Source organism: Limnohabitans sp. Hippo3 (assembly GCF_003063665.1).
In the GTDB taxonomy this organism is placed as follows: domain Bacteria; phylum Pseudomonadota; class Gammaproteobacteria; order Burkholderiales; family Burkholderiaceae_C; genus Limnohabitans_A.
The window spans coordinates 55,931-69,178 of the sequence record NZ_NESF01000014.1; the positions used below are offsets into that span (position 1 = coordinate 55,931).

16 protein-coding genes are annotated in these 13,248 nt (G+C 60.8%); all 16 read left to right on the top strand.

Annotated elements, in window-relative coordinates; translation table 11 throughout:
• Positions 1-10: 10 nt before the first annotated feature.
• The 16 genes from mlaD to hisF all read left to right on the top strand — a co-directional run bounded on the left by mlaD (position 11) and on the right by hisF (position 12,392).
• Positions 11-490, top strand: a complete 480-nt coding sequence (gene mlaD / locus B9Z34_RS13325) for an outer membrane lipid asymmetry maintenance protein MlaD (RefSeq protein WP_108428610.1) — start codon at positions 11-13, stop codon at positions 488-490.
• A complete protein-coding gene (locus B9Z34_RS13330) occupies positions 487-1,218 on the top strand; it encodes a VacJ family lipoprotein (protein ID WP_199220128.1) in 732 nt (243 codons plus the stop codon). The genes mlaD and B9Z34_RS13330 overlap by 4 nt, the downstream gene beginning before the upstream one ends.
• Positions 1,219-1,296: 78 nt before the next feature.
• Complete coding sequence (locus tag B9Z34_RS13335; RefSeq protein ID WP_199220129.1) at positions 1,297-1,950, top strand: phospholipid-binding protein MlaC; 654 nt, start codon at positions 1,297-1,299, stop codon at positions 1,948-1,950.
• Positions 1,951-1,964: 14 nt separating this feature from the next.
• Complete coding sequence (locus B9Z34_RS13340) at positions 1,965-2,249, top strand: lipid asymmetry maintenance protein MlaB (RefSeq protein ID WP_108428627.1); 285 nt, start codon at positions 1,965-1,967, stop codon at positions 2,247-2,249.
• 83 nt (positions 2,250-2,332) lie between these two features.
• The gene (locus B9Z34_RS13345; RefSeq protein WP_108428611.1) at positions 2,333-3,268 is read left to right on the top strand and encodes an ABC transporter ATP-binding protein; all 936 of its coding nucleotides are present in this window, start codon (positions 2,333-2,335) and stop codon (positions 3,266-3,268) included.
• The gene (locus tag B9Z34_RS13350; protein ID WP_108428612.1) at positions 3,265-4,020 is read left to right on the top strand and encodes an ABC transporter permease; all 756 of its coding nucleotides are present in this window, start codon (positions 3,265-3,267) and stop codon (positions 4,018-4,020) included. Before B9Z34_RS13345 ends, B9Z34_RS13350 begins: the two co-directional genes overlap by 4 nt.
• 5 nt (positions 4,021-4,025) lie before the next feature.
• Positions 4,026-4,268 (top strand): BolA family protein, encoded by a 243-nt coding sequence (locus B9Z34_RS13355; protein ID WP_108428613.1) that lies wholly within the window; start codon positions 4,026-4,028, stop codon positions 4,266-4,268.
• A 38-nt stretch (positions 4,269-4,306) separates the two neighbouring features.
• The gene (gene murA / locus B9Z34_RS13360) at positions 4,307-5,572 is read left to right on the top strand and encodes a UDP-N-acetylglucosamine 1-carboxyvinyltransferase (protein ID WP_108428614.1); all 1,266 of its coding nucleotides are present in this window, start codon (positions 4,307-4,309) and stop codon (positions 5,570-5,572) included.
• A complete protein-coding gene (gene hisG / locus B9Z34_RS13365) occupies positions 5,569-6,210 on the top strand; it encodes an ATP phosphoribosyltransferase (protein ID WP_108428615.1) in 642 nt (213 codons plus the stop codon). The genes murA and hisG overlap by 4 nt, the downstream gene beginning before the upstream one ends.
• A 2-nt stretch (positions 6,211-6,212) precedes the next feature.
• On the top strand, positions 6,213-7,556 hold the full coding sequence (gene hisD, locus B9Z34_RS13370) for a histidinol dehydrogenase (protein ID WP_108428616.1): 1,344 nt from the start codon (positions 6,213-6,215) through the stop codon (positions 7,554-7,556).
• Positions 7,553-8,638 carry a histidinol-phosphate transaminase gene (gene hisC / locus B9Z34_RS13375; RefSeq protein WP_108428617.1) on the top strand — a complete coding sequence of 362 codons (1,086 nt, stop codon included), beginning with the start codon at positions 7,553-7,555 and terminating at the stop codon, positions 8,636-8,638. The genes hisD and hisC overlap by 4 nt, the downstream gene beginning before the upstream one ends.
• Positions 8,635-9,225, top strand: coding sequence for an imidazoleglycerol-phosphate dehydratase HisB (gene hisB / locus B9Z34_RS13380; protein ID WP_108428618.1), 591 nt, complete (start codon positions 8,635-8,637; stop codon positions 9,223-9,225). The genes hisC and hisB overlap by 4 nt, the downstream gene beginning before the upstream one ends.
• Before the next feature lie 2 nt (positions 9,226-9,227).
• A complete protein-coding gene (gene hisH / locus B9Z34_RS13385) occupies positions 9,228-9,884 on the top strand; it encodes an imidazole glycerol phosphate synthase subunit HisH (protein WP_108428619.1) in 657 nt (218 codons plus the stop codon).
• 48 nt (positions 9,885-9,932) lie between these two features.
• The gene (hisA, locus tag B9Z34_RS13390; RefSeq protein WP_108332550.1) at positions 9,933-10,673 is read left to right on the top strand and encodes a 1-(5-phosphoribosyl)-5-[(5-phosphoribosylamino)methylideneamino]imidazole-4-carboxamide isomerase; all 741 of its coding nucleotides are present in this window, start codon (positions 9,933-9,935) and stop codon (positions 10,671-10,673) included.
• A 2-nt stretch (positions 10,674-10,675) separates the two neighbouring features.
• The gene (locus B9Z34_RS13395; protein WP_108428620.1) at positions 10,676-11,524 is read left to right on the top strand and encodes a D-hexose-6-phosphate mutarotase; all 849 of its coding nucleotides are present in this window, start codon (positions 10,676-10,678) and stop codon (positions 11,522-11,524) included.
• Positions 11,525-11,591: 67 nt separating this feature from the next.
• Complete coding sequence (hisF, locus tag B9Z34_RS13400; RefSeq protein ID WP_108428621.1) at positions 11,592-12,392, top strand: imidazole glycerol phosphate synthase subunit HisF; 801 nt, start codon at positions 11,592-11,594, stop codon at positions 12,390-12,392.
• The last annotated feature ends 856 nt before the right edge of the window (positions 12,393-13,248 follow it).

The window sequence follows — 13,248 nt, forward strand, 5'->3', positions numbered from 1 at the left end:
GGAGGACGGCATGCAACGTTCAAAAAATGATGTGTGGGTGGGTTTGTTTGTGCTGCTGGGGGCTGTGGCCATCCTGTTCCTGGCGCTCAAGGCCGCCAACTTGCTGACCTGGAGTTTCAGTCAGGATTACGAAGTCAGCGCCAAGTTCGACAACATTGGCGGGCTCAAGCCCGGTGCGGCCGTCAAGAGTGCCGGTGTGGTGGTCGGGCGTGTCAAGAAGATCGAGTTCGATGGCGAGTCTTTTCAGGCCAAAGTCACACTGGCCTTGCAGTCCGAGCATGCCTTTCCCCAAGACAGTTCCTTGAAAATCCTCACCAGCGGTTTGTTGGGCGAGCAATACCTGGACGTGTCGCCTGGTGCTGACGAGAAAAATCTGGTCGCAGGCGACAAGATCGCTTCGACCCAGTCGGCGGTCATTCTGGAAAACCTGATCAGCCAATTCCTTTACAGCCAAGCAGAAAAACCTGCGGCAGAAAGTCAAAAACCATGAAGTTCCTGACCCGACGAATCAGCCTGATGCTGTTGGGCTGCGTGTTGCTGGTTTTGCAAGGTTGCGCCACGGTCACCAATCCTGACTCACGCGATCCTTGGGAGTCCATGAACCGCAGCGTCTACAAATTCAACGATGCACTGGACACTGCGGCCATCCAGCCTGCTGCCAAGGCTTATGTGGCTGTGTTGCCCAGTCCGGTGCGTACCGGGATTCACAACTTCCTAGGCAATCTCGGCGACGTGTGGTCCATGGCCAACAGCGCTTTGCAGTTGAAGGGCCAGGCCACGGCCGAGACCTTCATGCGTATCACGGTGAACACATTTTTGGGCTTGGGCGGCGTTCTGGACGTGGCCTCCGAAATGCGGCTTGAAAAGCGCAAGGAAGACTTTGGCCAGACCTTGGGCTATTGGGGTGTCAAACCCGGGCCTTACGTCGTGCTGCCCATTTTGGGCCCGTCTACCTTGCGTGACACCTTGGCCACACCGTTGGACATGAAGGGGGATGTGGTTCAGCAATTCAACGATCAGGCTGCCCGCAATGTGTTGTCAGTCACCCGTGTCATGGATGTGCGCTCAGGTTTGCTGCAGACGGTGGATGTGATCAAGGCGGCGGCTTTGGACCCTTACACCTTTGTGCGCGATGCCTATTTGCAAAAACGCGAAAACGATGTGCATGACGGCAATCCGCCAGCCAACTTTGATTACACAGAATCAGAAACACCCTGAAACAAGGCCATGAAATTCGACCCTGGTCGCGTTACAGTTGTTCACAAGACCCGGCGCGGCTGACCGTATAGTGCACCCATGAAAAACATGCTCTCCATGCTTTTGCCCCGTCGCCATATGCTGGTGATGGCCTCTGCCTTTGCCTTGCTCGCCAACGTGGGGCCGGCTTGGGCCGCAGACGAATCGCCGGATGCGTTCATCAAGCGCATCACCAATGAAACCCTGGACATGATCAAGGCCGACAAGGCCTTGCGCAATGGCGACATCGGCAAAATCATCCAGCTGGTGGATTCCAAGGTCATGCCCCATGTGAACTTTCGCCGCATGACCGCTTTGGCGACGGGCCCCGCCTGGCGCAAAGCCACACCGGAACAGCAAAAGCGTTTGCAGGAAGAGTTCAAAATTTTGCTGGTTCGGACCTATGCCGGGGCGCTCACCCAAGTCAGTGACCAGGTGGTGGTGGTCAAGCCCCTGCGTGCAGGCCAGGAAGACAAAAACCTGGTGGTCAACACCGAGGTGCGCGGCAAAGGTGACCCGATCCAGCTGGATTACAGACTTGAAAAAACCCCGGGTGAAGGCGCTGGCTGGATGATCTTCGACCTGAACGTCCTGGGCGTTTGGTTGATCGAGAACTACCGCACCCAGTTCACCAAAGAGATCAATGCCGGAGGCATTGATGCGCTGATCGCCAGCCTGGCCGCGCGCAACAAATCCAACGCCAAGCCCGCCTGAATCGTCTGCCCATGATGAGTGCCTTGAAGCTGCCTGCCACCTTGTTGCACGATCAGGCCGATGCCTGCCTGGCACAGTGGGTGGCGCAGTTGGCTCAATGGCCCGCACCCTGGCCGTCTGCTGTGGCGCTCGACGCCTCGGCCCTGGCCGACTTTGACTCCTCGGCCTTGGCCGTGCTCCTGGGTTTGCGCCGGGTGGTCACACAAAAGGGCAGCGTTTTGCGGGTGGAAGGCATGACATCTCGTTTGCGAGAACTCGCCAGTTTGTACGGCGTGCTGGAGCTGCTCGAGCCCGCCTGAGGGCATGGTTCCCAGGTCTTTGGGGGTAGATCTCCAAGTCGCGCCCGGGGCCTGCGGGCCAGCACTTAAAATAGACCTCTTCCATGCCAGCGCTCTCTTTCCAATCCGTCTCCAAGATTTACCCGGCCAAACAGGCGGGCGCAGCCGCGTTCAAAGCACTGGACCAGGTCAGCTTTGACGTGGAGGAGGGCGAATTCTTCGGTCTGCTTGGTCCCAATGGGGCGGGCAAAACTACCCTGATCAGCACCCTCGCGGGCCTGAGCCGCCCCACCAGCGGGCGTGTGCTGGTTCATGGCCACGATGTGCAGACCGATTACGCTGCTGCCCGCCGCTTGTTGGGCGTGGTGCCACAAGAGCTGGTGTTTGACCCGTTTTTCACGGTGCGCGAGTCTTTGCGCATCCAGTCGGGTTATTTCGGCGTGAAGAAAAACGACGCCTGGATCGACGAGTTGCTGGACAGTCTGGGCCTGGCCGACAAGGCGGGTGCCAACATGCGCCAGCTCTCGGGCGGCATGAAGCGCCGTGTGCTGGTGGCGCAGGCCCTGGTGCACAAACCCCGCGTGATCGTGCTCGACGAGCCCACCGCCGGGGTCGATGTCGAGCTGCGCCAGACCCTGTGGCAGTTCATCGCCAAGCTCAACAAGCAAGGCCACACCGTCTTGCTCACCACCCATTACCTCGAAGAAGCCGAAGCCTTGTGCGGCCGCATTGCCATGCTCAAGCGCGGCCAGTTGCTGGCGCTCGAGCGCACATCCGACTTGCTGCGTTCGGCCACCAGCCAGGTGCTGCGCTTCAAGCTCGACGGCGACTTGCCGCCTGCCGTGGCGGCCATGGCCCGGGTCACAGGCCGCATTGTGCAGTTGCCTGTGCACAACGCGGTCGAGATCGAAAATCATCTGGCCACCCTGCGCACAGCGGGCCTGGTGGTGGAAGACGTGGAAATCCGTCAAGCCGACCTGGAAGACGTGTTCCTGGAAGTCATGAACCGCAAACAATCCGCCTCGGGAGCCCTGGCATGACCGGCTGGCAAACCCTGCTCTACAAAGAGGTGCTGCGTTTTTGGAAAGTCGCTTTCCAGACGGTGGCCGCACCCGTGCTCACTTCGGTGCTGTACATGCTGATCTTCGGCCATGTGCTCGAAGACCATGTCAAAGTCTACGACCAGGTGGCCTACACCTCGTTTTTGTTGCCGGGCCTGATGATGATGGGCGTGCTGCAAAACGCTTTTGCCAACAGCTCGTCGAGCCTGGTGCAAAGCAAGATCATGGGCAGCCTGGTGTTCTTGTTGCTCACGCCCCTGTCGCACCGCAGCTGGTTTGTGGCCTATGTGGGCTCCTCGGTGGTGCGTGGTCTGGCCGTGGGTTTGGGCGTGTTCGTCATCACCGGATGGATGGTCAACATCACGTTTGTGAACCCGCTGTGGATTTTGGCTTTTGCCGTCATGGGCGCGGCCATGATGGGCTCGCTGGGCGTGATTGCCGGGCTGTGGGCTGAAAAGTTCGACCAGATGGCCGCCTTTCAGAACTTCATCATCATGCCCATGACGTTTTTGTCGGGCGTGTTTTATTCCATCCACTCGCTGCCGCCGTTTTGGCAAAAGCTCAGCCATCTGAACCCGTTCTTCTACATGATCGACGGCTTTCGCTACGGCTTCTTTGGCCAAAGCGATGCGTCCCCCTGGGTCAGTTTGGCGGTGGTGGGCACCACCTTGGCCGTCATTGGCGGCCTGACCCTTCACCTTTTGCGCATCGGCTACAAAATCCGAAGCTGAACCCCATGAACGCTGAGCAACTCAAAGCCATCATCGCCGCAGGGCTGGACTGTACCCATCTTGAAGTGGATGGCGATGGCCGCCACTGGAGTGCCGTGGTGGTGTCCGAAGCCTTTGCCGGCCTGCGCCCCATTGTCCGCCACCAACGGGTGTACGCCACGCTGGGGCAAAAAATGCACACCGACGAGGTACACGCCTTGTCGATGAAAACCTACACGCCCACCGAATGGGCCAAGCAAGCGCAATGAACCGAAGGCCCTCGGGCCGCAACGCACCTACCTGACCCATGGACAAACTGAAAATTCGCGGCGGCCACCGCCTGCAAGGCACGCTCGATGTGTCGGGTGCCAAAAACGCGGCCCTGCCCGAGCTGTGCGCCGCTTTGCTGAGCGCCGAGCCCGTCACACTGGCCAATGTGCCGCGGCTGCAAGACGTCTTGACCATGCTCAAGCTGATCCGCAACATGGGCGTGACGGCCGAGCACCACGAAGACGGCCGGGTCACACTGGACGCCGGAGGACTGAACAACCCCGAAGCGCCTTACGAGCTGGTGAAAACCATGCGCGCTTCGGTACTGGCGCTGGGGCCTTTGCTGGCTCGTTTTGGCCACGCCAAAGTGTCTTTGCCCGGTGGTTGCGCCATTGGTTCGCGCCCGGTCGACCAGCACATCAAAGGTCTGCAGGCCATGGGTGCGGTCATCACGGTGGACCACGGCTACATGCTGGCCAGCCTGCCCGAGGGCCGCACGCGTCTGAAAGGCGCGCGCATCACCACCGACATGGTCACCGTCACCGGCACTGAAAACTTCCTGATGGCCGCTGCTTTGGCCGAAGGCGAGACGGTTTTGGAAAACGCTGCGCAAGAACCTGAGATTCCCGACCTGGCCGAGATGCTCATCAAGATGGGCGCGAAGATCGAAGGCCACGGCACACGCCGCATCCGCATCCAGGGTGTGGAGCGCTTGCACGGTTGCCAGCACCAAGTCGTGGCCGACCGCATCGAGGCGGGCACCTTTTTGTGCGCCGTAGCCGCCACGGGCGGTGACGTGGTCTTGCGCCACGGTCGCGCTGACCACTTGGAAGTCGTGATCGAGAAGCTGCGCGATGCCGGTGCCACCATCGAGGCGGGTGATGATTTCATCCGTGTCAAAGCCGATGGCCGTCTGAAAGCTCAGAGCTTTCGCACCACCGAATACCCGGGCTTCCCGACCGACATGCAGGCGCAGTTCATGGCGCTCAACTGCATCGCGCAGGGCGCGAGCAAGGTGACCGAAACCATTTTCGAAAACCGCTTCATGCACGTCAACGAACTGGTGCGCTTGGGCGCGCACATCCAGATCGACGGCAAGGTGGCGGTGATCGATGGCGTGGAAAAACTCTCGGGCGCGACCGTCATGGCCACCGATTTGCGGGCATCGGCCAGTTTGGTGATTGCCGGTCTGGTGGCCGAAGGTGAAACCACGGTGGACCGCATTTACCACCTGGATCGCGGCTATGACCGCATGGAACTGAAACTGCGCGGCCTGGGGGCCGACATTGAAAGAGTGAAATGATCACGCTGGCCCTGTCCAAAGGACGCATCTTTGACGAAACCCTGCCGCTGCTCAAGGCCGCTGGCATCGAGGTGCTCGAAGACCCCGAAAAATCGCGCAAGCTGATCTTGCCCACCAACCAGCCCAATGTGCGCGTGGTGCTGGTGCGCGCCAGCGATGTGCCCACCTATGTGGAATATGGCGGTGCTGATTTGGGCGTGACCGGCCTGGACACTTTGATCGAGCACGGCGGCCAGGGCTTGTACCAGCCGCTGGACCTGAAGATTGCCAAATGCCGCATGAGCGTGGCGGTGCGCGCCGATTTCGACTACGCTGCGCAAGTGCGCACGGGCGCGCGACTGAAGGTGGCCACCAAATACACCACGATTGCGCGCGACTTTTTCGCGACCAAGGGTGTGCACGTGGACCTGATCAAGCTCTACGGCAGCATGGAGCTGGCCCCGCTCACGGGTCTGGCCGATGCGATTGTGGACCTGGTGTCGACCGGCAACACGCTCAAGGCCAACCATTTGGTCGAGGTTGAACGCATCATGGACATCAGCTCGCGTCTGGTCGTGAACCAGGCTGCGCTCAAGCTCAAACAGGCGCCGATCCGCGCCATCATCGACGCCTTTGCGGGCGCCGTGAAGAAAGACTGAACATGGCCCTTTACGCCAAACCATTGCAACTGAACACGGCCGACGCCGGTTTTGAAGCGGCCTTCGCGGCCCGCCTGCATTGGTCTGCCGATACTGACGCCGCCATTGAGCAGCGCGTGGCCGACATCCTGGCCGATGTGCAAAAGCGTGGCGACGCGGCCGTGCTGGCCTACACCCAGCGCTTTGACGGCCTGCAAGCGCCTGATGTGAAGGCTTTGGAAATCACCCAAGCCGAGCTGCAAGCCGCTTTGAACAGCCTGCCTGCCGTCCAGCGCGAAGCCCTGCAGGCCGCAGCCAGCCGTGTGCGCAAGTACCACGAAGCGCAAAAGAAAGCTTCTGGCGAGAGCTGGTCTTACCGCGACGAAGATGGCACGCTGCTCGGCCAAAAAGTCACGCCGCTCGACCGCGTGGGCATTTATGTGCCCGGTGGCAAAGCCGCGTACCCGTCGTCGGTGTTGATGAACGCCATCCCCGCGCATGTGGCCGGGGTGCAAGACATCATCATGGTGGTGCCCACGCCGCAGGGCGTGCGCAACCCGCTGGTGCTGGCCGCCGCCTGTGTGGCCGGTGTGAGCCGCGCCTTCACGGTGGGCGGCGCGCAGGCCGTCGCCGCTTTGGCTTACGGCACCGCCACCATCCCCAAAGTCGACAAGATCACCGGCCCGGGCAACGCCTATGTGGCCAGCGCCAAGAAACGTGTGTTCGGCACGGTGGGCATCGACATGATCGCGGGCCCGAGTGAAATTCTGGTGCTGGCCGACGGCACCACGCCCGCCGAATGGGTGGCGATGGACCTCTTCAGCCAGGCCGAGCACGACGAGCTGGCGCAAAGCATTTTGCTGTGCCCCGATGCGGCCTACATCGCCGAGGTGCAGGCCGCCATCGACCGCCTGCTGCCCGAGATGCCCCGCCGCGAGATCATCGCCAAATCGCTCAACGACCGTGGCGCATTGATTTTGACCCGCAGCATGGAAGAAGCCTGCGCCATCAGCAACCGCATCGCGCCCGAACACCTGGAGGTGTCGAGCCGCGAGCCGCACCGTTGGGAGCCGCTGCTGCGCCACGCGGGTGCGATCTTTTTGGGCGCCTTCACCAGCGAGTCGCTGGGCGACTACTGCGCTGGCCCCAACCATGTGCTGCCCACCAGCGGCACGGCACGTTTTTCGTCGCCTCTGGGTGTTTACGACTTCCAGAAACGCAGCAGCTTGATTGAGGTGAGCGAGGCCGGTGCCCAGCCCTTGGGCCGCATTGCCGCCGAACTGGCCTACGGCGAAGGCCTGCAAGCGCACGCCCGTGCTGCCGAATTGCGTTTGAACCCTGTTCCCCCGATGCGAGAGTCCAAATGAACACTGTGAGTCCGACATTGATGCAGCGCATCCGCCAGGACGTGCAGTCCATGCACGCCTACGCCATCCAGGACTCGGTCGGCATGGTCAAGCTCGACGCGATGGAAAACCCGCACAGATTGCCCGTTGATTTGCAAAAGGCTTTGGGCGATCGCCTGGGCGCACTGGCGCTCAACCGTTACCCCGATGGCCGTGTGAACGACTTGCGCCACGCGCTCGCGGCTTACGCTGGGATGCCCGAAGGTTTCGACATCATGTTGGGCAATGGTTCGGACGAGTTGATCTCGCTCTTGGCCATGGCCTGCGACGTGCCCGGCGCTTCCATCCTCGCGCCTTTGCCTGGCTTCGTGATGTACGCCATGAGCGCCCAGCTGCAAGGTCTGGCCTTCCACGGCGTGCCGCTGACGGCTGACTTTGAACTCGATGAAGCCGCCATGCTGGCGGCCATTGCCGAGCACAAGCCGTCCATCGTGTACTTGGCTTACCCCAACAACCCCACGGGCAATCTGTGGAACGACGATGTGATCGAGAAGATCGTCCTCGCCCAAGGCGCACAAGGCGGGCTGGTCGTCATGGACGAGGCCTACCAGCCCTTTGCCAGCAAGAGCTACATGGACCGCATCACGCGCCACACGCACGTGCTCTTGATGCGCACGCTCAGCAAGTTTGGCCTGGCCGGGGTGCGTCTGGGTTACATGATCGGCCCCAAGGCCTTGGTGGCCGAAATCGACAAAGTGCGCCCCCCCTACAACATCAGCGTGTTGAACACCGAGTGCGCACTGTTTGCGCTGGAACACGCCGAGGTGTTTGCAGCGCAAGCCAAGGACCTGCGCGAACAGCGCGCCCGCCTGCAACGCGAGCTGGCCGCCTTGCCCGGCGTGACCCCCTTCCCGAGCGAAGCCAACATGATCCTGGCCCGCGTGCCCGATGCGGCCAAAACCTTCGACGGTCTGAAGGCGCACGGTGTGCTGATCAAGAACATTTCTAAAATGCACCCGTTGCTGGCCAATTGCCTGCGCCTGACGGTGGGCACCGCCGCAGAAAACGACCAACTCCTCGCCGCCCTGAAAGCCTCTTTATGAACCGCACCGCTGCCGTCACTCGCCAAACCGCCGAGACGAACATCCGCGTCGCCCTCAACCTGGACGGCACAGGCCAAGCTAAACTGGCCAGTGGCATCGGTTTTCTGGATCACATGCTCGACCAGATCGCGCGTCACGGCCTGATCGATCTGGACATCGCCTGTGATGGCGATCTGCACATCGATGGCCACCACACGGTCGAAGACATCGGCATCACCCTGGGCCAGGCGTTTGCGCAAGCGATGGGCGACAAAAAGGGCATCCGCCGTTATGGCCACGCCTACGTGCCGCTCGACGAAGCATTGAGCCGTGTGGTGGTGGATTTTTCGGGCCGCCCCGGATTGCACATGGACGTGAAGTTCACCTCTGGCTCTTTGGGCACGCTGGACACGCAACTGGTTTATGAATTCTTCCAGGGCTTCGTGAACCACGCGCTGTGCACGCTGCACATCGACAACCTCAAGGGCGTGAACGCGCACCACCAGTGCGAGACGATTTTCAAGGCCTTCGCCCGCGCCGTGCGTGCCGCGCTCGAGCTTGACCCACGCTCGGCGGGTGTGATTCCCTCCACCAAAGGCAGTCTCTGAACATGAGCGTCAACCGCGTCGCCGTCGTGGACTACGGCATGGGCAACCTGCGCAGTGTGGCGCAGGCGGTGGTGCATGCGGCCTCCAGCGTGGACCATGCCGAGGTCACCGTCACGTCTGACCCGCAAGTGGTGCGCGACGCGCACCGCGTGGTCCTGCCGGGGCAGGGCGCCATGCCCGACTGCATGTGCGAGCTGCGCGAGTCGGGTTTGCTGGACGCGGTGCTCGAAGCCGCTGCCAGCAAACCCCTGTTTGGCGTGTGTGTGGGCATGCAAATGCTGCTGGACCACAGCGACGAAGGCGACACACCCGGCCTGGGTTTGATCCCTGGCCGCGTGGTCAAGTTCGAGTTGGCTGGGCAAATCCAGCCCGATGGCACCCGCTACAAAGTGCCGCAAATGGGTTGGAACCAGGTCTGGCAAGACGCCCCTGCGCACCCCTTATGGCGTGGCATTGCCGACGGCAGCTGGTATTATTTTGTGCACAGCTTCTACGCCAAAGTGGCCAATCCGGCCCACAGCGCGGCCCAGACCGATTACGGCGGCCGCTTTGCCTGTGCCATTGCCCGTGACAATATTTTTGCGACCCAGTTTCACCCCGAAAAAAGCGCGGCTCAGGGCCTGGCCTTGTTCCGCAACTTCCTCCATTGGCAGCCTTGAGAAGTTTTCACTGCCGCTTTTCAGTCCCTCAGCCTTTTTTAATTCGCCATGATTCTGATCCCCGCCATTGACCTCAAAGACGGCCATTGCGTTCGCCTCAAACAGGGCGATATGGACCAAGCCACGACCTTTGGCGAAGACCCCGCCGCCATGGCCCGCACCTGGCTCGAAAAAGGCGCACGCCGCCTGCACCTGGTGGATCTGAATGGCGCGTTCGCGGGCAAGCCGCAAAACTTCGGGGCCATCAAGTCCATCCTCAAGGCCGTGGGCGACGACATCCCGGTGCAGCTGGGGGGTGGCATCCGCGATCTGGACACGATTGAAAAATACATCGACAGCGGCCTGCGCTACGTCATCATCGGCACCGCCGCCGTCAAGAACCCCGGCTTTTTGAAAGACGCCTGCACCGCCTTTGGCGGCCACATCATCGTGGGTCTGGACGCCAAGGACGGCAAAGTCGCCACCGATGGCTGGAGCAAGCTCACGGGCCACGAAGTGGTGGACCTGGCCAAGAAGTTCGAAGACTGGGGCGTCGAGTCCATCATCTACACCGACATCGGCCGTGACGGCATGCTCAGCGGCATCAACATCGATGCCACCGTCAAGCTGGCCCAAGCCCTCACCATCCCCGTGATCGCCTCGGGCGGTTTGTCCAACATGGCCGACATTGAGCAGCTGTGCGCCGTGGAAGACGAAGGCGTGGAAGGCGTGATCTGCGGCCGCGCCGTGTACTCGGGGGACCTGGACTTCGCGCTGGCGCAACAACGCGCCGACGAACTCAACGGTTGAGCATGAGCGCTGGTGCCACCTGTCGCGAGCTGTCTTTTGCAGGCTTGCCTGCGACCGAGCTGCAGCTGCCGGGTGGTGACCGTGTGGTGGTCGCGCACCACGGTGCCCACGTGCTGTCCTGGGTGGCCCAAGGGCGTGAGCGCCTGTACCTGAGCCCGAACAGTGTCATGGATGGCCGTGCCGCGATCCGGGGTGGCATTCCGGTTTGCTTTCCTCAATTCAACCAGCGTGGCGATCTGCCCAAACACGGCTTTGCACGCAACCTCTCGTGGCATGTCAAACCTGCACGGCTGGAGGGTGACCGGGCCCATCTGGTGCTGAGCTTGAACGACAGTGCGGCCACGCGCCAGTGGTGGGACCAGGCCTTTGAAGCGCTGTTGTTGATCGAGTTGACGCCCGGTGCCTTGCAGGTTGAACTGGCCGTTCGCAACACCGACAGCCAAGTGCTGCGTTTCACCGGAGCGCTGCACACCTACTTTGCGGTCAGCGATGTGGCGCAGGCCCGATTGTTGGGCTTGGGTGGCAGTGCCGAGTGGAATGCCGTGACCGACCGCCACGCCACCGCTGCGCCCGAGCTGCGCTTTGTGGGCGAATTTGACCGCGTGTATGCCGCGGCCCCTATGGGCTATGAATTGCTGGACGGGCCCCATGCCCTGTCGATTGAGCAAGACATGGACTGGGCCCAGACCGTCGTCTGGAATCCGGGTGCGGCCAAGTGCGCGGCGCTCAGCGACATGCCCTCAGACGGCTGGCAGCACATGCTGTGTGTTGAAGCCGCCCAGGCCTATGAGCCGATCTGCATCGAGCCCGGCGATTTCTGGCAAGGCGCCCAGCGCTTGGCTGTGGTTTAAGGTCCGGGTCTCACTGCTCGCGTTCAACACGCCGCCACTTTACTTTTCAAACGAATAATCAATTTTCATGCTCGCCAAACGCATCATCCCTTGCCTCGACGTGACCGGCGGTCGCGTGGTCAAGGGCGTCAACTTTGTCGAACTGCGTGACGCCGGAGACCCGGTCGAAATCGCTGCCCGCTACAACGAGCAGGGCGCTGACGAACTCACGTTTTTGGACATCACCGCCACCAGCGACGGGCGCGACGTGATCCTGCACATCATCGAAGCCGTGGCCAGCCAGGTCTTCATTCCGCTGACCGTGGGCGGTGGTGTGCGCACGGTGGAAGACGTGCGCCGCTTGCTCAACGCCGGGGCCGACAAAACCAGTTTCAACTCGGCCGCCATTGCTAACCCGCAAGTCATCCGCGAAGCGTCTGCCAAGTACGGTGCGCAGTGCATCGTGGTCGCCATCGACGCCAAGCGCCGCAGCGCCGAAGACGAACAGCGCATCGGCCCCAACGGTCTGCCCATGGGCCCCGGCTGGGACGTGTACAGCCACGGGGGCCGCAAAAACGTGGGCCTGGACGTGGTGGCCTGGGCCACGCAGATGGCCGAATACGGCGCAGGCGAAATCCTGCTGACCAGCATGGACCGCGACGGCACCAAAAGCGGCTTTGACCTGCAACTGACCCGCGCCGTGAGCGACGCCGTGAGCGTGCCCGTGATCGCATCGGGCGGTGTGGGCAACCTCGACCACCTGGCTGATGGCGTGAGCATTGGCGGTGCGGATGCCGTGCTGGCGGCGAGCATCTTCCATTACGGTGAGTACACCGTGCATCAGGCAAAAGCTCGGATGCGGGAGCGCGGAATTCCTGTGCGGTTGTAAGGCCTGCACAGACGTGAAGAAGTGAATCTAAAGGGCTGCCGTGCCGCTCGTTTCCAGCGCGGTCACACCCTCCAGTTGTTGCAATAGACCAGTTACCGTGTCATTGACCAGCATTGACAAAAACGCTTACATATTGGGCACACCCATCTCGCGCGAGTGACGCATGCCATCTGACTGCATCGCACTCCATCGGATAAAAAATTCACTCCAATACAGTTAGTTCATCCCGGTTTTGAGTCTATAGTGCACATTTAAACCGCTTGCGCACTTGATCAAGTAAGCGAGTGGACTGCTAGGAAGGGGCGCCGAGTTTCATGGCAAATTCATACCAGTATGAAATCACGGCATACAGACAGGAATTCATAGTAAAAATTAATTTTTTACTTATTTAAAAATATAGAAAAGACTGGATATATCCACCGGGTTATGCGGTCTACATAATGTTAGAGGGCTTTTCCGCCATGAGTGAAGACGCAAGGATTGAGTTCGCAACTACAAGAGACGACTACGAAGCCAGACGGAAAACGAAAAACGGCATTGTCTATGCAGCGGCGCTGAATCTTCCCCAGGATGTAGCGTCTTTGTGTGCCGAACTTCGTGAGTTAACCGCAAGGGCGACTTCTGTAAATGTCCTATACCCTTTTTCGTCCTTCAAGCTCCTTCGCCAGATTCGATCAAGCTATGCGGATAAGGTCAAGAGGGTTCAGGCGCTACATGCTTCAAGCATAGTGAATCGCCCCGGGTTTCGTGGAGGCCAGTTGGTTTAAGTTGAGACCTCTGTCTCGTTCTTTCCGGCTAGCTGCCGGTAGTAGTTCACCTCAGCTTCGGCCGGTGGAATATACCCAATCGAGCTGAG